The organism is Arcicella sp. GW458-12-2-14-TSB2 (genome assembly GCF_059423785.1).
The window spans coordinates 16,538-42,927 of sequence record NZ_JBWKYN010000024.1; the positions used below are offsets into that span (position 1 = coordinate 16,538).

General features: G+C 35.7%; 22 protein-coding genes. 9 read left to right on the forward strand and 13 right to left on the reverse strand.

Features of this window, described 5'->3' with window-relative positions; translation table 11 throughout:
• Positions 1-22 precede the first annotated feature (22 nt).
• The 3 genes from AC07XN_RS05485 to AC07XN_RS05495 are packed head-to-tail and all read right to left on the reverse strand — an operon-like array spanning position 23 to position 2,806.
• Positions 23-952, reverse strand: a complete 930-nt coding sequence (locus AC07XN_RS05485) for an ADP-ribosylglycohydrolase family protein (RefSeq protein WP_309912201.1) — start codon at positions 950-952, stop codon at positions 23-25.
• Positions 953-991: 39 nt separating this feature from the next.
• Positions 992-1,777, reverse strand: coding sequence for an acetylglutamate kinase (gene argB / locus AC07XN_RS05490; RefSeq protein WP_494742303.1), 786 nt, complete (start codon positions 1,775-1,777; stop codon positions 992-994).
• A gap of 54 nt (positions 1,778-1,831) precedes the next feature.
• On the reverse strand, positions 1,832-2,806 hold the full coding sequence (locus AC07XN_RS05495; RefSeq protein WP_309912205.1) for an N-acetylornithine carbamoyltransferase: 975 nt from the start codon (positions 2,804-2,806) through the stop codon (positions 1,832-1,834).
• Positions 2,807-3,477: 671 nt separating this feature from the next.
• Here AC07XN_RS05495 and AC07XN_RS05500 point away from each other — a divergent pair.
• The 3 genes from AC07XN_RS05500 (at position 3,478) to AC07XN_RS05510 (ending at position 7,448) form a co-directional block, all read left to right on the forward strand.
• Positions 3,478-4,662, forward strand: coding sequence for a sensor histidine kinase (locus tag AC07XN_RS05500; RefSeq protein ID WP_309912207.1), 1,185 nt, complete (start codon positions 3,478-3,480; stop codon positions 4,660-4,662).
• A 60-nt stretch (positions 4,663-4,722) separates the two neighbouring features.
• On the forward strand, positions 4,723-6,231 hold the full coding sequence (locus AC07XN_RS05505) for a glycosyltransferase family protein (protein WP_494742304.1): 1,509 nt from the start codon (positions 4,723-4,725) through the stop codon (positions 6,229-6,231).
• A 68-nt stretch (positions 6,232-6,299) separates the two neighbouring features.
• Complete coding sequence (locus AC07XN_RS05510; RefSeq protein ID WP_309912209.1) at positions 6,300-7,448, forward strand: acyltransferase family protein; 1,149 nt, start codon at positions 6,300-6,302, stop codon at positions 7,446-7,448.
• 69 nt (positions 7,449-7,517) lie between these two features.
• Here AC07XN_RS05510 and AC07XN_RS05515 read toward each other — a convergent pair whose 3' ends face one another.
• Positions 7,518-7,853: a helix-turn-helix domain-containing protein gene (locus AC07XN_RS05515; RefSeq protein ID WP_309912211.1), complete on the reverse strand. Its 336-nt coding sequence runs from the start codon at positions 7,851-7,853 to the stop codon at positions 7,518-7,520.
• Between the two features lie 228 nt (positions 7,854-8,081).
• Here AC07XN_RS05515 and AC07XN_RS05520 point away from each other — a divergent pair, with 228 nt between their 5' ends.
• Positions 8,082-8,333: a hypothetical protein gene (locus tag AC07XN_RS05520; protein WP_309912213.1), complete on the forward strand. Its 252-nt coding sequence runs from the start codon at positions 8,082-8,084 to the stop codon at positions 8,331-8,333.
• 223 nt (positions 8,334-8,556) lie between these two features.
• Here AC07XN_RS05520 and AC07XN_RS05525 read toward each other — a convergent pair whose 3' ends face one another.
• Together AC07XN_RS05525 and AC07XN_RS05530 are read right to left on the reverse strand one after the other, a co-directional pair.
• Positions 8,557-9,753 (reverse strand): nucleoside permease, encoded by a 1,197-nt coding sequence (locus AC07XN_RS05525; RefSeq protein ID WP_309912214.1) that lies wholly within the window; start codon positions 9,751-9,753, stop codon positions 8,557-8,559.
• Between the two features lie 346 nt (positions 9,754-10,099).
• Positions 10,100-13,486 carry a PAS domain S-box protein gene (locus AC07XN_RS05530; protein WP_494742305.1) on the reverse strand — a complete coding sequence of 1,129 codons (3,387 nt, stop codon included), beginning with the start codon at positions 13,484-13,486 and terminating at the stop codon, positions 10,100-10,102.
• A gap of 105 nt (positions 13,487-13,591) precedes the next feature.
• Here AC07XN_RS05530 and rsmA point away from each other — a divergent pair, with 105 nt between their 5' ends.
• Genes rsmA through AC07XN_RS05555 form a run of 5 tightly spaced genes read left to right on the forward strand, consistent with a single transcriptional unit; the run spans position 13,592 to position 16,956 of the window.
• A complete protein-coding gene (gene rsmA, locus AC07XN_RS05535) occupies positions 13,592-14,413 on the forward strand; it encodes a 16S rRNA (adenine(1518)-N(6)/adenine(1519)-N(6))-dimethyltransferase RsmA (RefSeq protein WP_309958959.1) in 822 nt (273 codons plus the stop codon).
• A 50-nt stretch (positions 14,414-14,463) separates the two neighbouring features.
• Positions 14,464-15,846: a magnesium transporter gene (gene mgtE / locus AC07XN_RS05540; RefSeq protein WP_494742306.1), complete on the forward strand. Its 1,383-nt coding sequence runs from the start codon at positions 14,464-14,466 to the stop codon at positions 15,844-15,846.
• Between the two features lie 3 nt (positions 15,847-15,849).
• Positions 15,850-16,302: a D-aminoacyl-tRNA deacylase gene (gene dtd / locus AC07XN_RS05545; RefSeq protein WP_309912221.1), complete on the forward strand. Its 453-nt coding sequence runs from the start codon at positions 15,850-15,852 to the stop codon at positions 16,300-16,302.
• A 10-nt stretch (positions 16,303-16,312) separates the two neighbouring features.
• Positions 16,313-16,633 carry a hypothetical protein gene (locus AC07XN_RS05550; protein ID WP_309912222.1) on the forward strand — a complete coding sequence of 107 codons (321 nt, stop codon included), beginning with the start codon at positions 16,313-16,315 and terminating at the stop codon, positions 16,631-16,633.
• Complete coding sequence (locus tag AC07XN_RS05555) at positions 16,630-16,956, forward strand: nucleotide pyrophosphohydrolase (protein ID WP_184132504.1); 327 nt, start codon at positions 16,630-16,632, stop codon at positions 16,954-16,956. Before AC07XN_RS05550 ends, AC07XN_RS05555 begins: the two co-directional genes overlap by 4 nt.
• A gap of 174 nt (positions 16,957-17,130) precedes the next feature.
• On the opposite strand, the gene AC07XN_RS05560 is transcribed toward AC07XN_RS05555, so the two are convergent.
• The 7 genes from AC07XN_RS05560 to AC07XN_RS05590 all read right to left on the reverse strand — a co-directional run bounded on the left by AC07XN_RS05560 (position 17,131) and on the right by AC07XN_RS05590 (position 26,270).
• Entirely contained in the window at positions 17,131-17,922 is a 792-nt protein-coding gene (locus tag AC07XN_RS05560; protein WP_494742307.1) for a hypothetical protein, read from the reverse strand.
• Between the two features lie 89 nt (positions 17,923-18,011).
• Positions 18,012-19,412: a dihydrolipoyl dehydrogenase gene (gene lpdA, locus AC07XN_RS05565; protein WP_323249227.1), complete on the reverse strand. Its 1,401-nt coding sequence runs from the start codon at positions 19,410-19,412 to the stop codon at positions 18,012-18,014.
• Between the two features lie 86 nt (positions 19,413-19,498).
• The gene (locus AC07XN_RS05570; RefSeq protein ID WP_494742308.1) at positions 19,499-19,711 is read right to left on the reverse strand and encodes a DUF4177 domain-containing protein; all 213 of its coding nucleotides are present in this window, start codon (positions 19,709-19,711) and stop codon (positions 19,499-19,501) included.
• Positions 19,712-19,783: 72 nt separating this feature from the next.
• Entirely contained in the window at positions 19,784-21,349 is a 1,566-nt protein-coding gene (gene odhB / locus AC07XN_RS05575; protein WP_494742309.1) for a 2-oxoglutarate dehydrogenase complex dihydrolipoyllysine-residue succinyltransferase, read from the reverse strand.
• Between the two features lie 215 nt (positions 21,350-21,564).
• Positions 21,565-24,312: a 2-oxoglutarate dehydrogenase E1 component gene (locus tag AC07XN_RS05580; RefSeq protein ID WP_309912233.1), complete on the reverse strand. Its 2,748-nt coding sequence runs from the start codon at positions 24,310-24,312 to the stop codon at positions 21,565-21,567.
• A 307-nt stretch (positions 24,313-24,619) separates the two neighbouring features.
• Positions 24,620-25,561: a PorP/SprF family type IX secretion system membrane protein gene (locus AC07XN_RS05585; protein ID WP_494742310.1), complete on the reverse strand. Its 942-nt coding sequence runs from the start codon at positions 25,559-25,561 to the stop codon at positions 24,620-24,622.
• A gap of 61 nt (positions 25,562-25,622) precedes the next feature.
• Complete coding sequence (locus AC07XN_RS05590) at positions 25,623-26,270, reverse strand: Pr6Pr family membrane protein (protein WP_494742311.1); 648 nt, start codon at positions 26,268-26,270, stop codon at positions 25,623-25,625.
• Positions 26,271-26,390 lie beyond the last annotated feature (120 nt).

Sequence of the window (26,390 nt, forward strand, 5' to 3'; positions counted from 1 at the left end):
GGTTTCAGAACCAAGTAGCTTTTTATCCGAATATTGAAAACCGGTTTGAAAGTGCTAAAATATCTTCTTTACGCGCTAATTGATTAATCCACTCAGCTGGAATTTGGTCAAAACCATAATACAAACCAGCCATTCCACCCGTTACAGAGCCAATAGTGTCGGTATCACCCCCTAAATTTATACCCTTGAGGACAGCGTCATGAAAATTGTCGGTCGTAAGAAATGTCCAGAGACTGGCTTCTAATGTATGAAGAATATATCCAGAAGAGAAAATTTCCTCTTGAGCGAGGTGAAAAATATCATCAAATAAAATTCTATTATAAAGCTCAATTTCAGAGTTTTTTATTTGAATTAAATGCAAGTAATCGCGAACAGTATTTTGGGTTTCGTAATAAGCCTCAAACTTATTTTCTTCTTTTAATAGGTTTATGACAAATTCAACGGCAAAAAAACAACCAATAATGGTACGAACATGTGCATGAGTAATACTAGATACTTCTTTGACCATGCAAAAGCGTTGGTCAATAGGCTTATTTTTTAAGTAAAAAGCCAATGGCAGAATACGCATCAATGACCCATTTCCATTCGAATAATCATCACATTCACCAGATTGGTAAGGCGAAACCCCTTTTAATATTTTATCAATAGCATTTCGTGTAGCAACACCAACATCAAAAACTACCTCTCGGGGTGTCCAGACGTTGAATTGATACCAATCACATAAACGCTTGGCTAATTGTTCTATATCGTAGCCTTCAATTAGTTGTTCAGCCAAACAAAGCGACATGGAAGTGTCATCTGACCAAGTACCAGCAGGTTGATGATGCGTACCATATTCACGCATCCCCACTACTGGTTTTGCTTGTAAATGTTTACGACTCATAAACTCTACAGGTACGCCTAAAGCATCACCAGTGGCAATGCCAAAAAGTAGTCCTTTACTGTGTTGCATAAACGTAAATCAGACCTAAGTCTGCTATCATTTTATAGGTTATTCGGTTATCAAAACGGTTCCAGCGATACCATCTTTAACGGCCAATTTTACTTCTTTAGCATGGCAAATTGTTACTTGGGCTACTCCATCAGTCAATGCTTTAAAGGCATTATCCAATTTTGGTATCATTCCTTTGTTGATAGCTCCTTCAGCTTTATAATGCTCATAATCAGCAGGCTTCAATACAGCTATTACAGATTCATCATCCTCGGGGTCTGACAATACTCCTTTTTTCTCAAAGCAATAAACCAAGTTTACTTCATAGTCCTCTGTCATTGCCACGGCTATTGCTTGGGCTTGGGTATCAGCATTGGTATTCAGCATATTTCCTTCTTTGTCATACGTCAAAGGAGCAAACACTGGCACAATATCTTGTGATAACAAACTGGCGATGAAAGAGCTATTTATTTTTTCAATATCCCCAACAAAACCATAGTCAATCGTTTTTACTGGACGCTTTTTCGATAAAATCACACCCCCATCCGCACCAGTCAATCCAATGGCATTATCGCCAAATTGTTGCATACGTGCTACCAATGATTTATTGACCAAACCTCCATACACCATTGTTACGACATCCAACATGGCTTTATCCGTGATTCTTCTTCCTTCAACCATGACGGTTTCGATGCCTAATTTTTCAGCTACCTGGGTGGCTATTTTACCTCCGCCATGAACCAAAATCTTGGGTGCAGGAATATCTGAGAAATCTTTTAGAAACTGTTCACAAAAAGCAGGATTATCAATAACGTTCCCTCCGATTTTTACAACTGTTAATTTCATATTATCTTATAGAAAACGCTTTTGGCATTTGTCAAGCATTTTCAAAAACAAAAGCTAGAATAAATAAGGACTTTCTTCTTTGATTATTTTAAGTAGAATTTGCTTCAACACTACCTGTGCCGACCATACTCTGTTACCTGCTTGTTGAACTACTACAGAATGATGAGAATCTAACACGGCATCTTCTACTACAATATTTCTACGAACTGGCAAGCAGTGCATAAATTTAGCGTTGTTGGTCAGCTTCATTTTGTCCATCGTCACCATCCACGCTGGGTCTTGATTCAATATTTTCCCATATTGTTCATAAGACGACCAGTTTTTGGCATAAATAAAATCGGCATCCTTAAATGCTTCTTCTTGATTATAAGTAACCTTGGCATTGCCTGCAAATTCAGGGGCAAGCTCATAGCCTTCTGGATGGGTAATCACAAAATCAACATCAGCTGCATTCATCCATTCTGCAAAAGAATTTGGAACAGCCTGTGGCAAAGCTTTTACGTGCGGAGCCCATGTAAGTACTACCTTAGGACGAGGTTTCGTTTTCAATTCCTCAATCGTAATTAAATCGGCTAGCGATTGTAGTGGGTGACGAGTAGCAGATTCCAAACTTACGATTGGTTTACCTGTATGTTTTACAAATTGATTTATTACTTTTTCTGAATAATCCTCTTCACGATTTACTAATGTCGGAAAACTACGAATACCCACAATATCACAGTATTGTCCCACCACTGGAGCAGCTTCTTTAATATGCTCGGCTTTGTCACCATTCATGATGGCACCATCTTCAAACTCTAAGCCCCAACCATCCTGTCCAACATTCATTACCATAAGCTCTAGTCCAAGATTCTGAGCGGCACGTTGTGTACTTAAACGAGTACGAAGACTTGAGTTAAAAAACAAAAGACCCATAGTTCTATTTCTACCTAGGTGTTTATCTGCATAAGGAGCTTTTTTGTATAATAGGGCCTCTTTTACAAGTGCTTGTACATCAATGGCATCTTTGACCGACAGAAAATGTTGCATATTTTATAAGCTGATTTAATCTTAGATATTATTTAAATTTCTTCAAGTTTGATTAAGCAGATTAATATTTTTGAAGAATATTTTGCAAAGTTAATTCAATTGTTAAAATAATACATGATTTTGTTAAAACAGTTAAAGAACTATTAAATCGTGGGTTTGTAGTGAATAAAGATTAGACTTATTTTGATAAAAACATTTTTATCAAAATTGAGTAGATTAAAAAGTTTAATATTACAATCGAGCAAAAAAATATGGCGAACCTCAGAAAGACTCGCCATACTGCCACTAACACACCAAAATATAGACTTATACCTTTAAAAAAGAGAACAAATCTTATTTCTTAAGAGTACTTACGTAAAAAGTGAGGAAAAGGATTCGTCAAACTATTTTTTTTTTAATATTTTTTTCATGACGCTACAATTACTAATTGCCCTTTTTTAAAAAACCTCTATATCAATATTGTATTATTTCAATCTTACTATGAAGCTATTTTATTAACAGGGTTTGCCATAGGCAATTATCGTTAAGAGGAATGTTTTCTTATCAAACAATTAGCTCAATGAGCCGCACTTTATCGTTTATTTTTAAAAAATAAAGCAGTAGATTTGACGTTAGGGAAAAGGAAAAAACTAATTGCCTAATATTAAAATCGCTTATTTAGCATATTATTTATGATCTTATCTGTAGATATTTATAGCCGTAATACTTGGTGGAAAGTAGCCTTCTTAGGGTTTTGCTTGATTGTCGGTATATTTTCTTTATACTTTACTGACAAAATCGTTTCTAAGCTTGAAGAACGTGAAAAACAGCAAATAGAATTATATGCTGAATCGCTGAAATATGCCATGACCAGCGACCCGAATCAGGATGTAAATTTTTTCTTTGAGAAAATAAAAAAATCGAATGAGAATAATACCATTCCTATCATTCATAAAGATGGAAACGGATATTTAACAGCTAGAAACATAGAAATGCCCGAGGGCTTAAGCTCTAAAGCACAGCAAACATTTTTACAGCAAAAACTAGAGGAAATCATCAGAGACGACAACCCACCTATCGAGCTCGACATGACCCTCCACACCGAATATATTTATTATGGCAATTCTCGTTTATTAGATTTGCTTCGTTATTACCCCCTTTTTCAATTAGCAGTAGTATTAGTCTTTGGCTTAGCAGCCTACCTGTTTTTTGATGCCTCGAGGCGTTCGGAACAAAATCAAGTTTGGGTAGGTTTGGCGAAAGAAACTGCTCATCAATTAGGCACTCCCCTTTCTTCCCTTACGGCATGGGTTGAATATTTCAAAAATGACCCAACTTATGACCCCGAAATCGTTAAGGAATTAGAAAAAGACGTTATCCGATTAGATATTATCACAACTCGTTTTTCAAACATTGGGTCTATTCCAGTATTAAAACCAGAAAACATCATCGAAACGATAGAGACCTTTATGTCGTATTTGCAAAAAAGGATTTCTACAAAAATTATTTTTTCATTTGATAATCAACTTAACGAAAAACAAACCGTTAATATCAATCGCTACTTATTTGAATGGGTAATCGAAAATATTTGTAAGAATGCCGTTGATGCCATGGGGGGCGTTGGCTCTTTAAAAATCACCTTATCTGAAACCAAAAACAATAAAATTGCCATCGACATTAGCGATAGTGGCAAAGGTATTTCTAAACAAAATGTCAGCAAGGTGTTTAATCCAGGCTTTAGTACTAAAAAAAGAGGTTGGGGCTTAGGGTTAACGTTGGCAAAACGTATTATTGAAATATACCACGATGGTAAATTATTTGTAAAACATTCAGAATTAAATAAAGGTACTACATTCAGAATTTTGCTTGATGCTTAATCAGCTTTCTTTTTGCTCTTAAAATGTCTAATTTTGCACGACAATTTAGGCAATTACATTATGCAACAATACTTAGATGCTTTAAATCTTAAGAAGATATTACTTATTGGTCTCTTTTTCAGGGTATTATCTATTATTTTTTCTAAAGGATATGCTTTTACAGACGACCATTATGAAGTAGTTGTGCTTGCACAAAATTTGCTCGACAAAATTGACTCTCCCTTTACACAAGATTTTTTAGTAAATGGTGAAGCCTATCTGTTCAGTTTAATATATCCCTATATCCATTATTTGATTTTTGCTACTTGTGAATGGTTTGGTACAACCAATCCAGAAACAAAAATGTTATTTGCAAGAATCGTCAATAGCCTTTTCTCGTTATTAAGTATTTATTATGGTTATAAACTGACGGAAAGCCTAAGTAACCGAAAAAATGATGCAAAAATCGTTGGGCTATTGTTAGCTGTATTTTGGGTATTCCCATTTATGTCGGTTAGAAATCTAAGAGAATTTGTTTGTATTCCTCCTTTATTGATTGCCTGTTATTATGCTGTCAACCCAAAATTAGATAACAAATCTGTTCTCTGGGCAGCTTTTTGGTTTGTCATCGCTTTTGTATTCCGTTATCAAATTGTATTTATTCCTTTTACAATTGGTTTAACTTGGCTGTTGACTAAAAATCAATGGCAAAAAGCCATACTATTTGGATTCGGATGCATCCTTTTTTATTTACTCACGCAAGGAATTTTTGATTATGTATATTGGGGCAGTCCTATTGCCTCTATCAAAGCTTATTTCACGTTCAATGCCGATGCAAAAAATATTGAGATTTACCCTAATGGCCCTTGGCATAGGTATATCGGAACAATGGCGGGCTTAACCTTGGCCTTATCGTCATTAATGTTTTTTGCGGGTTATTTCAAAACAGCCACCCAAGCTGGCAATAGACGAATGTTGTTTTTGGCTTCGTTATTTTTCTTTGCTTTTCACTCTTATTATCCTAATAAACAAGAAAGATTCATCCTGCCTTTTATTCCTTTCTTCTTGATATTGGGGGTAATCGGCTTCAGAGACATTTACGAAACATTGCAAAACAAAGCATGGTTCAGGAATACGACTAAGGTGCTGGTCTATTGGTTTATTGTCCTCAACACTGTTTTACTTTGTATTCTTTCGGTAACCTACACTAAACGTTCGAGGGTAGAAAGTATGAACTATTTCAGAGAAAAAGGTGATCTTCAGAATTTTGTTGTGCAAAACTTTCAGGCTTCGCAACCAGTGGCTATCTTTTATTTAAACAGACGATTAGACTATTACGATATAGATACTCCTAAAAAACTAGAAGAGCTGCCAAACGAGCTTAAATCGGGCAAAAAGGCATATCCCAACTATTTAATTTTAGTGGGCTCGGCAGATTTGGAAGCAAGGCTTGCGATGATGAAAAAAATATTCCCCAATTTACAGCACGATACTGACATAGAACCAAGTTTTATAGATAACATTGCTTACGTTTTAAATCCTTCACACAATCATAACGAGACTTGGTTTATATATAAAATAGTTCGATAGTACTTTTCAAAAATACTTGGACTCAACTATACTTACATTATTAAAACTAATCAATCTTAAAGCAAATAATGCAAAAATCTCATCAATCAGTTTATTTCCCTAATTTAAATGGAGTTCGATTTATTGCCGCTTTTTCAGTACTCATCCATCATACAGAACAAATAAAATATTTGATGGGTCTTGAAAATTTTTATGATTTCTTTATCTTAAAAAATATGGGGAAGTTGGGCGTAGGTTTATTTTTTGTATTAAGTGGTTTTTTGATTACCTACCTTTTGTTGAGTGAAAAAAATAGAAGAGGAGACATTTCTACAAAGGATTTTTATATCAGGCGAATCCTGAGAATTTGGCCATTGTATTATATCATAGTATTGTTAGCGTTTTTTGTTTTTCCAGAATTTTCTTTTTTCTATGGCCCTCTGGGAAATGACTTTAATTATGATGCTAATTTTTATAAAAGACTTCCTTTCTTTTTACTTTTCCTTCCCAATGTAGGTTTTGTATTTTATAGAGCACCCTATTTATGTGCCCAAACTTGGTCTATAGGTATTGAAGAACAATTTTATGCCATTTGGCCATGGATTATTAAAAGGAAAAATCCTTTTAAATCATTTTTAATCGTAGTAGCAGTATTTGTAGCGATAGTAGGGAGTACATCTTTCTATTTTCTAAAGTTGAGTGATTTACCAGAAGCGACTAAGGCTAAGATCTATGAAAACCTAGCCCTATTTTTTAGTCAGTTTAGAATACTAACAATGGTAATTGGAGGGATTGGAGCCTATTTAGTGTTTAGTAAACAAGAAAAGATTTTATCTTTCTTATTTAAAAAGAGTACTCAAATCATCGTTTACACGATAACAGTATTGATAATTGGGTCAAATGTCTATATTCCGGGTTTCAATCTCGAATTTCATGGATTTTTCTTTTGCTATTTCATTATCAATGTAGCCGCAAACCCTAATACAATACTAAACCTAGAAACCCCAATTATTCATTACTTAGGTAAAATTTCTTACGGTATTTATATCTACCATTCAGCAGTTATTGTATTCTGTATCAATGCTATACACTACTTTTTGGGGAATAACCTGAGCCTTCCTGTTTTTAACGTCATTCTATACACGTCAGCCATCGGTTTAACCGTCCTTGTGTGTGACTTATCCTTCCGCTTTATAGAAACGCCATTATTACGTTTGAAAGAAAGATTCAACCGATAAATATTTGATAATCAGAATATTTTGTTAAACTAATATTCTGATTATCAATCATTATGCCCCAACATTGAGCTAGTTTTCTCTAGGAGTATTTTGCATCAGTAATTTACTTTGTAGCTCTATAATTTGTTTTTGCATTTCAATGACATCATCAGCTTTCAATGCAACATAGCCAGCTTCTGATTCTTGCACGACAGACATCGAAGGAATATCTGTTTCACCTGTTAAATAAGCAACTTTTACATTCAATGTTTCCGCCATTCTTTTCAACTGAGAATACTTTGCATCGTTTCTATTTAAAATAGCATGTAAAGTAGCTTCCGTAATTTTTGATTGAGTCGCTAATTGTAATAACGTCATTCCTTTTTCTACAATTAGTACTCTTACTCTGTCCTCAATTCTTTTCATTTCTGTGCTGGGTAAATAATCTAATTCTCAAGAAGTATTAGTATTTATCTTTAATAATTAAAGTTGATTTATTGTGATTTATTTAATGTAAATTTTGAGTTATACTCATATAACTATAGCTTTGCATTATCAAATTATTGATAATTAATACATAAAATCGACCTAGTGCCTAACAAATTATGTCTAACAAAATTTGTAGGGTACAAATATAAACGCTCTGACATTCGTATGCCACCAAATGACCTAAAAAAAACATCCGAATTACTTAAATGCCGGATAAAAGCTTGCAAAGATTCTTTACCGAATAATTGGAGGCAAAGAATTATCATTATCGCACCTGAGTATGATAGTTTAAAGGGTGCAAGATTAATGGATAATGTTTACAAACTCCGTTCTTCTGACTTACGCCTTACAGAGCTAATTGAAAAAATTGTAGAAGAGATTAATCAAAAAAAGGGGCAAAATCCTAAAAAAATATAGTTTTGATAAAGAAGAGAACAGATTAGTGATGGACAATAAAAATTAATTTTGTCACATTTTAAGTATAAACGCTTATTACTAGAAATTGTTTTCAGAATCTTATATTATTTATATTTCATTATCATTAATTTGTGCTAATGATATTTTTAAGATATAATTATTCAAAAGATTTATCTAGTAATAAGCGTTTTCTAGGACTATTAAAATTAGTAATTAAAATCTTTTATTCCACTAATTTTTCTGTTTTTTTGTCGTGAAAAAATATCACAAATAGAATTAATACTACGGCAGCTATACCGGCAGGTACCATCCATACAGAAGTCCAATCGTGGACATTATCAGTAGTATATTTTGTCAATACTTTTCCAGAAAGAAACGAGCCGATTCCCATTCCGACACCATACGTAGCTAATGTAATTAACCCTTGTGCTGAGTTCTTGATTTTATCACCCGCTTTGTTATCTGTATAAATTTGACCTGTAACAAAGAAGAAATCATAACAAACACCATGCAATACAATTGCTAAATATAAAAGCCATTCTGATGAAATACCATCGCCATAACCAAAACAGATAAATCTGATAATCCAAGCGATAAGACCAACGATTAACATCTTTTTAATACCAAACTTTTGTAAAGCAAAAGGAATCAAAAGCATAAATAACACCTCAGAAACTTGTCCTAAAGACATCTTGTTCTCTACGTTAGTCATGTGTGATTCCGTAAGTGATAAATTCGCATGAGCATAATAAAATGCTAATGGAATACATACTAAAACCGATGATATAAAGAATATTAAGAAAGACCTATCTTTAAAAAGTACAAACGAGTCTGTACCTAATATTTGCGAAACAGAGGCTGTGCCAGTAGCTTTTGGAGGTGTATTTGGCAAAGTAAAAGCATAAATTCCCCAAGCAATAGAGGTAAACATCGCAATTTGGAAAATCGTTACTTTATCCCCAATCTCATATGCACCAATAATATTGGTTACTACAATCCAAGCAATCGTGCCCAATACTCTGATTGGAGGGAATTCTTTACCTGGGTCTTTCATCTGATTCATCGCAATCGAACTAGACAATGCCAAATTTGGTGCGAAAGTCAAGGTATAAGCTAAAATGTACCAAAAGAAAGTATCTGCATCTTTGTTTTGAATTAAGAAGTATAAAATAACGGCTCCTAATAAATTCAAAACACCCATTACTTTTTGTGCCGAAAAGAATCTGTCAGCAATCAATCCCACGAAAAAAGGGGCAAAAATTGAAGCAATTGAAAAAGTAGCATAAGCACTTCCTATTTGATCACCATTAGCATGTAATGAGGTAAATAAATACTTACCCATTTGACCGTACCAAGCTCCCCATGTACTAAACATCAGGAACATCATAAACATAAGTTGAATTCTAGTAGTTAATCGCATATTTTGTTTTAGATAAAGTAAGAAAAGCCTAAAATTGAAGATTTTCAAGCAAGTAATTTAATTCATAAATTTATAAATTCTGTCATGGCTAACCCTAAAAATACAAACTAGAATGCTAAATAATTAAAAGACAATTAATTATATACCATTGTGTTTTTCTGATATTTTAAAAAATTTGAAAATATCAGAAAACATGCTTTATTTTTGTCGAACTTTTTTGAATTACAGGAAGGTCATTTTCTGACTTTTTTCATCAACAAAATAATTATCTGATAAAATTCTATAGCGAATAGTAGTGGTTAAAACACACATTATAGGTACAATGCCGTAAGCATTGTACCTTTTTTTATAACTTCTTATAGGCTTCTTTAAATGCTTCAAACTCATCTTGTAAAATCAAGATTTCCTTCTCAAAAAATCTAAAATCGCAGTGTTTGGCTTTTTCTTCAATAATTCTTGTTATCTCGTGTAAACGAGACGCCCCTAATGTTCCCGAATTACCTTTCAACGTATGAAGTTCGCTTTGTACTTGTTTGCAATTGCTAGAATGAAATCCTTCAATAGCAAGGTGAATCTGTTCGGTGGCTTCTTCTTCAAAACCCTCCAGAATAGAACTCACGAAGCTCATATCTCCGCCAACACTATTGGCAAGCTGTTTGATAATTTCTTGATCAAGCACAGGCAGTGAGTCTAGTGAGATTTCAGCAGGGGTATTTACTTTTTCAGTTGATTTATCATCTGCTACTGAGGTTATCTCAGCTTTCATTGAACCTGCCGTATTAATTGTTTTAATAGGGTTCTTTTTGTGATTGTTCCCTCTTTCAACCCATTCCCTGACTTTTCTTACCAATATTTCAGCCCTGATTGGTTTAGGAACATAATCATTCATCCCGTTGGCCATAAAACGGTCACGGTCTTCGCGCATGGCATAAGCCGTCATGGCAATAATCGGTGGCAGGTTATCTGATAATGCTCTTAATCGATGAGTGGTCTCTACACCATCCATTTCAGGCATCTGAATATCCATGAATATTACGTCAAACGGTTTTTCTCCTAATGATTTTTCTACCAAAGCAATGGCTTTTTTACCCGAATCGGCTGTAATTACTTCACACCCAGCTTTGCGCATGATTTCGCTTGCCACTTTTCGGTTAGTTGCATTATCATCTACTAGTAAAATATAAGGCGTGATATCACTAAAATGACCTACAACTTGGAATGCTACTTCGTCTTTTTTAGCCATCATTGGGCTAATATCCGTTTGCTTGATTTCGATGATAAACCAAAAAGTAGAACCTTTGCCCCAGTCTGAATAAACGCCTATTTCACCTTTCATCAAACGACAAAGCTCTTTTGAAATGGCTAATCCTAAGCCTGTACCACCAAAAGATTTTTTAGTAGAATTATCCACTTGTTGAAACGCATTGAAAAGCATTTTCAGGTTTTCTTCTGTAATACCAATCCCAGAATCTTTTATCTCAACACGTATTCTATTAAACTTTCCTCTTTTTTGCACCAGATTTACCTTGATATTTACGGTTCCATTCTCGGTAAATTTCAAAGCATTGGAAGTAAGATTGGACAAAATCTGTAAAAGACGTGTTTCATCCGCAATCACAAACTCTGGCAAATTCTCGCCAAATTCACAGATAATTCTATTGCCTTTATTGGCTGCAATCTGTGAGAAAAGTGCTTGTAATCTATCAAAAACATCTTTGAAAACAATTGGTGCTTCATGCAAAGCCATTTTCCCTGCTTCAATTTTAGCTAAATCTAAAATATCATTTAGGATATGTAAGAGTGTTTCTGATGATTTTTTAATGGTTTGAACATAGTCTTTTTGCTCTATATCCAGTGCAGTATCGTTCAATAAGTCTATCATCCCGATTACACCGTTCATAGGTGTCCTAATCTCGTGGCTCATATTGGCCAAAAACCGCTCTTTTACTTTTAACGAACGTTCCGCTTCATCTTTTGCCTTAACAATGTCTTGTTGATATTTCTTTAAATCGGTTATATCTCGCCCTATCCCCGATACCTCCTCAATCATACCATTATTTAAGAAAATTGGGTTAAGATAAATTTCTATCCAATTCGGGTTACCATCCTCCGAATCTAGCTTTACTTCAAAATGCTGTTGCTCTCCTCTAAATGCAGCTTTATATTTTTCTTCTAATACCCTCCTATCCGCCGCAGAAACCATTCTAAAACCAACTTTCTCTGTACTCAACATCAATTGTGGCTTTAGATTTAATTGGTTTTCTATCAATTGAGAATATTCTTTATTGAAAGATGTTAACAACATCTTACGATTCACCGACCACATTAAGTGTGAACTACCTTCAATAATAGCGTTCAATCGGGCTGTTTCACGAGCCAAAATATCTTCTGCCTGCTTACGGGCAATAGCTAGTGCTACCTGACCAGAGATAAAGTCAAGTAACTCTAAATCTCGTTGTTCATATTTATTCTGACGTTCATACGATTTTAAGCCAATGATTCCCGTTACTTTATTCCCTATTCTCAGAGGTACGCAAATCATCACTTTGGGTACTACACCATATAAATAAATTGTTTTGTCTTCAGCCAATTTAAAAATGTCATCATCCCTTAAAATTAAAGGTCTATTGGCCGCAATGGCATATTCTGTTAGTCCATTCCCCAACTTTCGTTTAGTAAAATTCACTCGACTATCAAAATATTCATCGACATAATAAGGGAAATATAAGAACGATTTTGCAGAATCATATTGAGCGATAAAGAAGTTTTTTACGTCAATTACCTCTCCTAACTCTTTATGAATGTTAACATATAAATCATCCAAATTGGTAGAACGAATCGTTGCCTGTGCAATACTTGCATATAACTTTGATGCTCGCTCTGCCCTTACTTTAGCCGTTGAATTATGAAAAATACAGCGAAAAGCAGTGGGTACATCTTTCTCGAAACGACAGTTTACTGAACCTGCTAAGTAAAGTCGGCGACCATCTTTTCTTCTAAAAACTACCTCAAAATCAGGAATATTGACACCATTTTTTACCTTCTCAAATTTCTCAAGGGCATCTTTGGCAAAGTCTGGGTGAAGAATATCTTTTAACCTTAAAGCGGCTAATTCGTTCGACTCATAGCCCATGGTTTCTAACCAAGACTTATTTACATACAAAAATCGCCCAGAAATACTCGTGATTTGAATTACGTCGGTAGTATTAGTGATTAAGTCTTGTAACTGAGCATTAGAACGTGCTAAAGCTTCGGCTACTTTTCTACGTTCAGTAACATCTTCACCAATGATTGTTAAGTACCTTGTATCATCGCCCGCATCATTAAAAATGGTAGAATTCAGTTCAACGTATTTTACTTGCCCACTCTTTGCAAGCATAGTTCTTTCTTTTTGGTCAAACAATCCTCCTTTTTCCATGGCATCTTGAAAAGAGGTTATCCTTTGCACCTTCTCTTCACTTGGCACCAATACATCAAAAAAGTTTTTACCAATCAATTCATCTGGCTGATACCCTAACATCCTCATAGAAAAGGCATTACAATACAATATCGTACCATTATCCTCCAGCACCATCCCTACTAAATTAAGATTCTCTACAGCCTTTTCTAATTCAGCAGCCATTGAGGGCGGCATTTCGCCTGCTCTTTCATTGGCTTCTAATACTCTTAATTCTTTTTTGAGGTGACGAATTTCTATGATTAATTCTTCTTTTGTTTTATGAGACCAACGCATAGCTTTTGTTCTTGGTTATTTTCCTTTTCGATTTTAACGAAATTTTATCTTAAAAGTACAAAAAACGGCGTAATTTTAAGGAATAAAAGCAATTCATTAGTCTTTTTGACATTATTTAACATCCAAAAACCAACGACAGAATCATTGAAAGACGTAAGAGCTAAAAAAAGTCTAGGACAACATTTTCTAAGAGATTTAGAGGCAGCAAGAAAAATTGTAGAGCTGATGTCACTTCATGGGGGCTATGACCAAGTGATGGAAATTGGACCAGGAATGGGCGTACTTACTCAATTTTTATTACAACATACAGAATATCAAACTTCGGTAGTTGAACTAGACCGTGAGTCGGTCGAATACCTCAATATACATTATCCACAATTGAAGGGAAGAATCCATTCAGCCGATTTTTTACATCAGGATTTATCGACCTTCTTCAATGGTCAAAAATTCGGCATTGTGGGCAATTTCCCATATAATATTTCTTCACAGATTTTATTTAAAGTCCTCGACTATAAAGATTATGTACCAGAAATCGCTGGTATGTTTCAGAAAGAAGTAGCCGTAAGGATTGCTTCAAAGCCTGGCAACAAAGATTATGGTATTTTGAGTGTCCTCTTACAGGCATTTTATGATATTGAGTACTGCTTTTCGTTGGGACCTGAAGTATTTTCACCACCACCAAAAGTAAATTCTGGCGTAATTCGCCTAAAAAGAAATAATGTATCGGATTTGGGCGTATCCGAAAGTAAATTTAAGGCTATTGTAAAAATGGGGTTTAATCAGCGTCGTAAAACACTAAGAAATGCCTTGAGAGCCTTACAATTACCTGAAAATCCGTTTTTAAATAAACGTGCAGAGCAATTATCTGTAGCCGATTTTCTTGAACTAACTCGGCTAGCCGAAGATAATGCTCCGATTATTGAGTAAAATCCTCTAACTATTTAGTCCATCCAAATAATTGCTGGGGCTACAAAATCATGGAATCGACAAATCAACAACCTTTTGAACTTACTCCTTTTGAACTCACAAAGGAATACTTAGAAAAAATACAGACTGCCATCTCAGAGCATGAAAATGAGTTAATCATCGCTGAAATGGGAGAGTTATATCCAGCAGATATAACTAATATTTTGTATGAGTTGAACGGTGAAGAGTCTCATTATTTAGTAAAGTTATTAGACAAAAAATTAGGTGCTGAAATCATCACTAATCTTGATGCTGATGATCGCAAGAAATTCCTCAAGAATTTTACAGCAAAGGAAATTGCGGAATACATTGACGTGTTGGATTCAGATGACGCCGTTGATATTCTGAACGAACAACCTAAAGATATTTCTGAGGATATTATCGGTTTGTTGAAAGACAGAGAGCAAGCTCGTTTTGTGAACGATTTGATGCACTATGACGAAGACTCAGCTGGTGGTTTGATGCAAAAAGAGTTAATCAAAATCAACATAAAGCAGTCTATCACTGAATGTATTGAAGAAATAAGAAGACAAGCCGAGGATGTAGAAAACGTATCTGCCGTCTATGTGGTTGATGATGAAAGTATTCTATTAGGCAGAGTATCTTTAAAAAGAATAATTCTTGCTAAAAGAGGAGCCAAAGTATCGGATATATATGATGAAGATATTGTTTCTGTAAAAACTACCGCCACAGGCGAAGAGGTTGCCGATGTAATGCAGAAATACGATTTGGATGCTGTGCCAGTGGTAAATATTCAAGGACGTTTGCTAGGAAGAATTACCATTGATGACGTGGTCGATTTTATTACTGAGTCTGCTCAAGAGGATGTTCAAGCGATGACTGGTATCTCGGAAGACGTAGAAGAAGACGATAGCGTTTGGCTATTGGTGCGTTCTCGTTTGCCTTGGTTAATTGCAGGTATGTTCGGGAGCTTTATTGCAGCAAAACTCATTGATACACTTGGTAATATTATTGAAATCACAGCCGCCGTAGCTGCCTTTATTCCTTTAATTGGTTCAACAGGTGGAAACGTAGGAATCCAATCTTCTTCACTGATTGTACAAAGTTTAGCCGATAAATCTGGTATCGATATTCCTTTAAAGGAACGTCTCTGGAAAGTTTTAAAAGTAGCTTTATTAAATGCTTTTATCGCTGGTGTAGTAGCTTTTATAGGTTCATTAGCAGTAGATGGCGCCAATGTTCATTTATCCCTTACGGTATCTTTATCATTATTTGCAGTTGTTTTATTGGCATCATTCATGGGTACAATTACTCCTTTGGTACTGAATAAATTTGAGATTAATCCAGCCATTGCTTCGGGGCCATTTATCACCACCACCAACGACCTTTTAGGCTACGGCATTTATTTATTAATTGTTTTTTTCTTGATGTAGATTATGATTGCAGTTATACAAAGAGTTGCTGAGGCTTCGGTAAAAATAGAGGGTAATATAAAAGGAAGTATCCAAACTGGCTTTTTGATATTATTAGGGATTACTCATGCAGATACTTTGGAAGACGTAGAATGGCTTTCTAAAAAAATTGTTGGCATGAGAATTTTCTCTGATGAAGAAGGAAAAATGAATCTTGACCTCAATACTATAAATGGTGATATTTTGCTAATTAGTCAATTTACATTACACGCTAGTACTAAAAAGGGCAACAGACCAAGTTTTATTGAGGCGGCTCGTCCAGAAGTTGCTATTCCTTTGTACGAACAAATGATACAACAGTTATCCAAAGATTTAGGCAAAAATATACAAACAGGCGAATTTGGGGCAGATATGAAAGTATCGCTTATCAATGATGGTCCTGTTACGATTGTGATAGATTCCAAGCATAAAATTTAGTCTTTTTAAAATGATACGCAATACTATTGTAACGATTGCTGCCACTTTGGTGATTATAGCAGTAAATCTGAATGCTGATGTAGTACATTGGCCTCTTTTTGTTATCCTACTTTCGGCTTTAGTAATTGGTTACTTAGAACCAAAAAAAGGTTGGATTTCGGCGATTCAATTAATAGTCGGAATTTTTGCTGGTTTTTATCTTGCCCAGTTTTTAGGAATAGAAGCAAAATTTCCTAATATCAATCAATTCTCTACTTATATTTCACCTCTTCCTTGTTTGTTTGGAGGTTTTATGGGTAGTTTTTTCAGTAAAACACTGCATCAAAAATGACTATCGAAGAAGCACAAAGCACGGTTGATAATTGGATAAAAACCATTGGCGTTCGTTATTTTAATGAACTGACCAATATGGCAATGCTTACGGAAGAGGTAGGCGAAGTAGCAAGAATAATTGCTCGTAGATATGGAGAACAGTCTGAAAAGGAATCTGATAAGGCTAAAGATTTAGGGGATGAAATGGCGGATGTATTGTTCGTGTTAATATGTCTGGCGAATCAAACAGGTATCAATTTGACAGAAGCTTTACAAAAAAACCTAGACAAGAAAACAAAACGTGATGCTACTAGGCATTTGGAGAATGAGAAGCTTAAGTAGCGGTCAGCTATGAGCCTTCAGCTTTGAGAAGTGAGCTTTGAGAAGTGAGCTTTGAGATATAATTTCTATTAGGGTGCGACTTAAGTCGCACCCTAATAGAAAAAGAAGATAAATATTCGTTATTGTGCACATTCAAAAGCTCAAAGCTCACTTCTCAAAGCTAAGAGCTTAAAGCTACTTCTTCATCTGCTTAGCTTCTACTTCTTTTACCATTTTTTGTCCTTGGTCTTTTGTGATTGCTGGTTTAATAAAAACAGAAATTTGGTCAACAGAAGGGTTCAACTTGGTGATAGACGAATGTAAAACATCAAATTCCATCTCGCCTGAAATAGCATTAAATTCTTGCGGTGTCAATCCTCCATTATCATCTGAAAAATCATTAAAGCGAACATTGATATTTTTACCCGCGAGCTTTCCTCCTTCCCAACTTACTACGCTTCCTCCTAAATCCCATCCAAAGCCAGTAATTGTAAACGTTTTGCCATTTAACTGAACAATTTCAGCTAGTTTCATCCCTAAATGAATGCCATTTTTTGAACTCCAAGGCGAACTAAAATCTGTTTTCTCATCTTTCGTATAACGCACTCGTATCATTACATCCTGAATCTGCTGATATTCTTTGCCGTCTTTCCAATAAACTTCTACTTCTTTTTCAGTATCAGGATAAAGCTTTGTTATTTTAAACTGTCCTTCGCCAGTTTCTACTATTACGTCTTTCTTGACATTCTCTGCTCCATACTTTTTAGTAAGCCCCTCAAAATTCACACAAGCTAAAATATCCTCTAAATATAGTTCTTGAATGGTATCTGGTCTTGCAATAATTTTTGAATGTCGCTTAGCATTTGTACTCGAATCTATCTTACTATCTTCGTTTTTCTTTTGGCTACAGCCATTCAGACACACCACTGAAATAAAAATTATTGAAATTCTCACTAAAGTAAAAAAACTTACAAACGGTTTTTCCATGATTATTATTGGTTTATTTCCCAAAGCTAATAAAAAAGGCTTGGAGGGACAACCCTCCAAGCCTTTGATTTTTATCATTTATTCTTAGATTAAGAATGAATTGCACGGTTTTCAGTCGCTGCTAAACAAGCTTCTTTCATCGCCTCGGTATAAGTTGGGTGCGAGTGAGACATTCTTGCTACGTCTTCTGCACTAGCACGATATTCCATGGCTACTACAGCCTCGGCAATCATATCTGCTGCTCTTGCGCCAATGATGTGTACGCCTAATATTTCGTCAGTAGCCTTATCTGCTAATACTTTCACTAAGCCGTCAGTATCACCTGATGCCGTAGCACGACCTAACGCTTTGAATGGGAATGAACCTACTTTATAAGCCTTTCCAGCCGTTTTCAATTCTTCTTCAGTTTTACCTACAGAAGCTACTTCTGGCCAAGTATATACAACGCCTGGAATCAAATTATAGTTGATGTGTGGTTTTTGTCCTGCAATAGTCTCTGCTACAAAAACACCTTCTTCCTCTGCTTTGTGTGCTAACATTGCTCCACGAATCACATCCCCAATCGCATAGATTCCTGGCACTTTTGTTTGCAAAGTATGCTCATCAACTTCAATCTTACCACGCTCAGTTGTTAACCCTGCTGCTTCAAGATTCAAGCCATCAGTATATGGACGGCGACCGATACAAACCAACACATAGTCGCCTGTAATTTGTACGTCTTCGTCTTTACTATTTTTAGCTGTTACCGTTACATCGTCTCCATTGTTTACAACACTCGTAACTTTATGAGAGAAATAATACTCAGCACCTAATTTCTTAATCGATTTTTGTAATTCTTTACCCATCGTTTTATCCATCGTAGGAATCATCGAATCAGCAAATTCAACAAAACTTACTTTAGCACCCAAGCGAGCATACACCGAACCTAACTCTGCTCCGATTACCCCAGCACCAATTACTACAAGATGTTTTGGAACTTCTTGTAAGTTCAAGGCTTCCGTTGAAGTAATTACTCTCTTTTTATCAATAGGAATAAAAGGCAATGCCGTTGGTTTAGAACCCGTAGCAATAATAATATTTTTACCCGTAATCTGTTCAGAAGTACCGTCAGCCTTAGCAACATTAATAGTGTTTTTATCAATGAATGAACCTAAGCCATTATGAACAGTAATCTTGTTTTTCTTCATCAAGAAATTAATCCCATCGTTCATTTTCTTCACAACCCCTGCCTTACGGTTAATCATTTGCTCGATATTAATTTTCGGAGCAGAGATTTCGATACCGTGGTCAGCAAAAGTATGAGCAGCATTATGAAAATGCTCAGAAGAATCTAAAAGAGCTTTTGAAGGAATACAACCTACATTAAGGCAAGTACCTCCCAAAACTGAATATTTCTCAATGATGGCAGTCTTGTTGCCTAATTGTGCGGCACGGATTGCAGCTACATAGCCACCCGGCCCAGAACCGATTACTATTACGTCGTATTGCATATTATTAACTTTTGGCATTCAGTGATTAGCTGTCGGCCATCAGGTTTTATTACTTAAATTGATTTTTGATTAACAAGAAAAAGCATTTAGTACAGTACTGTTCTTTTATAAGTTATTACTATTTGAACAGTAGTTCCTTTTACTACAACAGGAATAATACTAACAAGTTCCCATCCGTTTCTAGCTGCTTTATTAAGTGTTTCTGCCAGAAACTTTTCGTCAATTTCTTCAAATTCATCCCATTCTGGTTCTTCACTATTGATAGAAATACTATAGGTCGAATATTCGTAGTTAGACATTGAGTAGAAAAAGATTATATATTATTAAATCAATTGAGACACTTTAAGGTGTCTCAATTGATTTATAAAATGCTATACATCTAGCAATAGACGTGTTGGGTCTTCAAGAAGTTGTTTTACTCTTACTAAGAATGAAACTGATTCTCTACCGTCGATAATTCTGTGGTCATAAGAAAGAGCAATGTACATAATCGGACGAACTACAATCTGTCCACCAACTACAACAGCACGTTCTACGATATTGTGCATCCCTAAAATAGCTGATTGAGGAGCATTGATAATTGGCGTTGATAACATCGAACCAAATACACCACCGTTAGTGATAGTAAACGTTCCACCTGTCATTTCTGGTAAAGTCAATTTATTATCTCTTGCTTTTACAGCCAAACGAATTACTTCTGACTCAATACCTGCTAAAGATAATTGTTCTGCATTTCTGATAACAGGAACTACTAAACCTTTTGGAGCAGAAACCGCAATTGAAATATCGCAATAATCATGGAAAACGATTGAGTCTCCATCAATTGAAGCATTCACTGCTGGGAATTCTTTTAAAGCTACACAAACTGCTTTGGTAAAGAATGACATAAAGCCTAAACCAACACCGTGTTTCTCTTTGAATTTATCTTTGTATTTTCCACGAAGATCCATGATTGGTTTCATGTCTACTTCGTTGAAAGTAGTTAACATCGCTGTTTCGTTTTTCACTTGAACCAAACGACGGGCTACTGTCTTACGTAAAGAAGTCATTTTCTCCGTTCTTTCTCCTCTACCTGACGTTGATGGAGCTGCTACTGGAGCTGGCTCAGACGCTTTAGCAGGAGCAGGCGTTGGCACAGCTACTGGTTTTTGTGCTGATTGAGCATCTTCTTTCGTAATACGTCCACCTACACCAGAACCTTGAACATTTGCTGGGTCGATACCTTTTTCTGCTAATGCTTTAGCTGCCGCTGGCGAAGCATGCCCTGCTGCATAACTAGTAGCTGATGTGCTTGAAGCTGGTGCTTCTGGTGCAGTAGGAGCTGCCGCTGGTACAGAAGTCGCTACAGCCTGACCAGCACCTATAGTGATAGTGGCTACTATTCCACCGATTGGCAAGGTAGTACCTGCTTCGGCTACAATATGTAATGTTCCTGTTGCTTCAGCAGGAAGTTCAAAAGTTGCTTTATCTGATTCTAGTTCACATAATACTTCGTCCATGTTTACTGAATCTCCTTCTTTTTTGTTCCATGAAGAAACCGTTACTTCTGTAATTGATTCTCCGACGGCAGGAACTTTAATTTCAATCGTTTTTGGAGCTTCTGTATTAGCTACTGGTGCTTGAGCTGGAGCAGAAGGTGCAGGCGCAGTTGCTTCTTGAGTAGCTGACGCAGGCTCTGCTGGAGCAGGAGCAACTTGTCCCCCTACTGTTTCAATAATACATATAACAGCACCAATCGGTAAAGTATCACCTTCTTTAGCAACGATTTTCAAGACGCCTTCAGCTTCGGCTGGGAGTTCAAAAGTGGCTTTGTCTGATTCTAGTTCACACAAAACTTCATCCATTTTAACAGTATCTCCGTCTTTTTTATTCCAAGCGGCGATAGTTACCTCTGTTATTGACTCGCCTACTGGCGGTACTTTCATTTCAATTGCCATATTCTGAATTTATAATTTAGAATTTAGATTTTAGAATTGATGATATCTCTAAAAACCAAAACTATATGATTAAAATACTTAGTTACTATAATTTAAGTTGATTGATGAATTACAAGCGTTGTCTCTAAAACTTGTTTAATCTAAAACACTGGTAACCCTATGAATTAATAAAAGTTGGTTACCCATTCAAGCATGAGTAACCAACAAATTTATTTTTACGCGAATGCTCTTTCTATTAATGCAGCTTGTTCTTCATTATGAACTTTTAAGAAACCTGTTGCAGGCGAAGCTGATTTTTTACGTGCTACTAAGCCTTCAAATGGTTTCCAGCCAAATTCGCGAATAACGAATGACCAATATCCCATGTTTTCTGGTTCTTCTTGTACCCAGTACACTTTTGCTTTAGGATATTTATCTATCTCTGCCTGAACTTTTGTAGTAGGGAATGGTTGTAATTGCTCTACACGAATGATGGCTACATCTGTACGGTTATCTTTAGCTTGTTTGTCTAACAAATCAAAATAAACTTTACCGCTACAAAGCAATACTTTCTTCACTTTTTTTGCTTCTACAAAAGTATCTCCATAAACTTCTTCAAATTTTCCATCTGTAAAATCACTGATTGGTGAAACTACTTTTGGATGACGGAACAATGATTTTGGAGACATCATCACCAATGGCTTACGGAATTCCCAAGCTAATTGACGACGCAAAGCATGGAAAAGGTTAGCTGGCGTAGTGAGGTTTGTTACTACTATATTCTCTTCGGCTGCTAATTGTAAATATCTTTCTGGACGAGCGTTTGAATGCTCAGGTCCTTGACCTTCATAACCATGTGGTAACTGCATTACCAAACCATTCATTGTTCCCCATTTAGACTCACAAGAAGCAATAAATTGGTCAATCATTGTTTGGGCACCATTTGAGAAATCCCCAAACTGAGCTTCCCAAATAACCAATGTATCAGGGTTTGCTAAAGCATAACCAAACTCAAAACCCAATACTGCATATTCTGACAATAATGAGTTAAAAATTTGTAATTGCTCTTGTCCTTCCTCAATATAATTTAAAGAAGTATATGATTCATTGGTATTGGCATCATGTAAAACAGCATGACGGTGCGAGAACGTTCCGCGCTGTACATCCTGTCCTGATACTCTTACGGGTTTGCCTTCCAACAATAACGAACCATAAGCCAATGCTTCAGCAGTTGCCCAGTTCAATATACCATTTTCAAAGAATCCTTTTCTATCTGCTAATACTTTTTCAATTTGCTTCAAGGCTGTAAAACCAGCAGGCAATTTTGAAAGCGATGCAGCAATTTTATCGATAGCTTCTTTTGAAATACTTGTTTTCGGAGAATTATCAAAATCTGCTAGATTAGCATAACGTAATTCAGCCCAACGGTTATCCAATTTTAAAGGATGGTATTCAGGACGAATTTTTTGTTTTACTAAATCTAAACGAGCTTGTAATTCACTCTTAAACTCAGAATCCATCTCTGAAGCCAATTTTGCATCGATATCACCCCTAGCAATCAATTTTTGAGTATATAACTCTCTTGGATTTAAGTGATTCGTAATATTTGCATAAAGTGTTGGCTGAGTAAAGCGAGGTTCGTCAGATTCGTTATGCCCATTTCTACGGTAACAAACCATATCAATAAACACATCACGGTTGAATTGCTGACGGAACTCAGCTGCCATTTTAGATACAAAAACTACCGCTTCAGGGTCATCACCATTTACGTGGAATACAGGTGCATCAATGATTTTAGCAACGTCTGTACAATAGATTGACGAACGAGCATCTTCAAAGTCTGTTGTAAACCCTACTTGGTTATTAATCACAAAGTGGATAGTTCCACCTACTTCGTAACCTTTTAGCTTTGCCATTTGTGTTACTTCATAAACAATACCCTGACCAGCAACGGCGGCATCACCATGAATCAAAATTGGCAAAATTTTATCGTAATCTCCTTCGTAGTGAGCATCTGCTCTAGCACGACAAAAACCTTCTACCAAAGGATTTACAGCCTCAAGGTGTGAAGGGTTTGGAGCTAATTTCAAAGAAATTTCAACACCTGACGGAGAAATATGTTTTGAAGAATATCCTAAGTGATATTTCACGTCACCATCGCCATGAATTTGGTCAGGAAGATTACCTTCAAAACCATCAAAAATAGCATCGTAAGACTTGTGCATGATGTTGGCAAGCACATTCAAACGACCACGGTGTGCCATCCCTATCATGGCTTCTTTCACGCCTAATTCTGCTGAACGGTTGATGATAGCATCCAATGCAGGAATCGTACTCTCGCCACCTTCCAAACCAAAACGTTTTTGACCTAAGTATTTGGTTCCCAAGAAGTTCTCGAAAACTACTGCTTCGTTCAATTTTGTTAAGATTTGTTTCTTTTCATCAATAGAAGGATTGAACGATAAGGCTTCTCTTTCGATTTTAGTACGTAGCCATTCTTTCACTTCTGGCTCACGGATATATGCATATTCAAAACCGATAGAACCTGCATAAATCTTATTAAGCGATTCTAGTATCTTACGTAAAGAAACAGCACCGATGCCTAAGAAATTTCCAGCTTGAAAATTAGTATCTAAATCAGCTTCTGAAAGAGAATAATCTTTCAAATCTAAACGGGGCTGACGGTTTTTTCGATTACGAATCGGATTGGTTTTTGCTAGAAGGTGTCCACGAGAACGAAAGGCTTTAATTAAACTAATTACAGCCATTTCTTTCTGAACGTTTGAAGTATCAGGCGAAGAAATGCCTTCACTTTTTATACCATTGGCCACCCCTTCAGAGTCACTCCAATTTGCGTGAAAATCAAAACCTTTGAAAAAGTTTTGCCAACTTGTATCTACCGAATTAGGGTCTTTTGAATATGACTCATAAAGGTCAGAAATCGCTGCCGTATCAGCATTGGCAATGTATGAAAATTGATCCATTATAATGTGACGTAACCAGAATTGGGACTATCGTTATTTGTTTCTTTTTTGTTCTTATTCTATTCTAACGGCAAAGTTAAGCTAAGCTTTCAAATTAAAACATAAAAATTATTTGTTTTTTATTGAAAGAATGCCAAATTTATATAGCACAGCTTTTAATGATTCTAAAAGGGTACATTTCTTTACAAAGTACAATAATAACTTCAAAAGTTAATTATTTTATACTATTGGTTCAGCTTTTTTAGGTTTTCGATATATTCCAGTGCTTTTACAGATAATAAACGCTCGTTTAGATAGCAAGATTATTTCAGAAATATCTAAAAACACCCGATTTACCATTACCTGAATCAAATTCATAGCGTAACATTATCTGATGAAAGCCTTCCTTAGCCCCGACTGCCCCGTTTGAATTGCCCGTAAAGTCATAAGCATATCCAAGCTGAATTTTACTGAATTGAATTTGTAAAGAGCCTAAAAAAGCATTATTTGAAAATTCAGACCCTGTATTTTGATACCACACTCCTAATCCAAAACGCTTATTAATCCATGCTGTTGCATTAAGGTCAACATCTGTTCGGGTAGTATAGTTGTTTGAAAGCCTTCTGACAAGTATCCCCGTCTTCAACTGAAGGTCATCATTGATATCAAAAACATATCCTGCTGTAATAAACGAAGGTTGGTTGAATTCATTTTTATTGGCATTCAAATTCAATAAAGAAATACCTGCGTAATAATCATCATTATGGTAATAAATCCCCAAGCCAACACTTGAATTAAATCCTGTCGTACCAACACCTCCACCATTTGATGAGATATATGCGGGCACTTGCGTAACACCAGCCTGTAGGCCTAATGCTAATTTGCCGTCATTGGGTAAGGTAAAACGATAGGCGAAGTCTCCGTATAATCCTAAGTTTCCGATAATACCGCCTGTATTGTTACCAATCAATTGATCAGCACTGTATGCTTGAAAACCTATCGCCATTTTATCTTGAGCAATGGGCATATCAAAATTGAAATACTGTTGATTAGTAGCGGCCGCACCTACTGTACTAAATAACGGGCGACGGCGATACAGTACTGCCATACTTACTACCTCGCGACTGCCCGCATAAGCTGGATTTACATTCAGCGGCATCAACGGATAGGTAATATATAATTGTTCTTGTTGAGCAAAACTCACAAAAGAGCATAACAATGAACCAAGGAAAACAAGATTTAGTAATATACGATAGATGACGTTTTTCATAGATGAAATATTTTGGGGCGAAGTTACAAAAAGCCTGATTACAATATTTCTATCATACTACTTATTTCAAGGCTACATTTCTAGTCATTAGCTTTCCAATGCCTATAAATAGGAAAGAAACCATTATAAAGACGAGGGTTATAAAGGAGGCATTGATAATTACTTTCGGATAACCAAGCTGAATAACATTAAAAAATGGATATGGATAGAAACCCGAGAAAGCTCCGCTCAATAAAATAAAAATCATGTAGAGGAAAGGAAAAATTAACCAAGGTAGAAAATCACTCCATTGGAGTTCGTCTTTCTTGACATATACGAGCCAATAGATAAAAAAAATTAGAGGTATAATTAAATGGAGTAATTCGTCGGCAACCCTCAATAAGCCTTCTGGATGCCATATGAAGCGTAGTATCGTATTATAAATTATGCTGACAATAACGATATAGACTGTGGTGGCTGTTAATGTCTTGGGAAGTGACAAAAAGTTTGTCAATGCAATATTTGGCTTTAACAATAATACTGTGGCACTCATTGAAACGAGGAGGTTGCTAAGGACAGTAAAATAGCTAAAAAACCTAATCGTTAATTCTGAAATATCTGCTTTTTTGTTTGTTATCAATAAATAATATTGGAGAATCAAGGCAAACCAGCCCAATAAAACTAAAAATATTAAAAATATCTTTTTTGACGGGATTCGCGAAATTTTCATACTGGAAAGATTAAGGCAATTTGTAATAACAACTTGAAATCTACTCAGAATCTTTTTTGTTTTCAATGATTATAAAACATATTTTTATAGTCATTGAAAATTCAATCCCATACTTTTGCC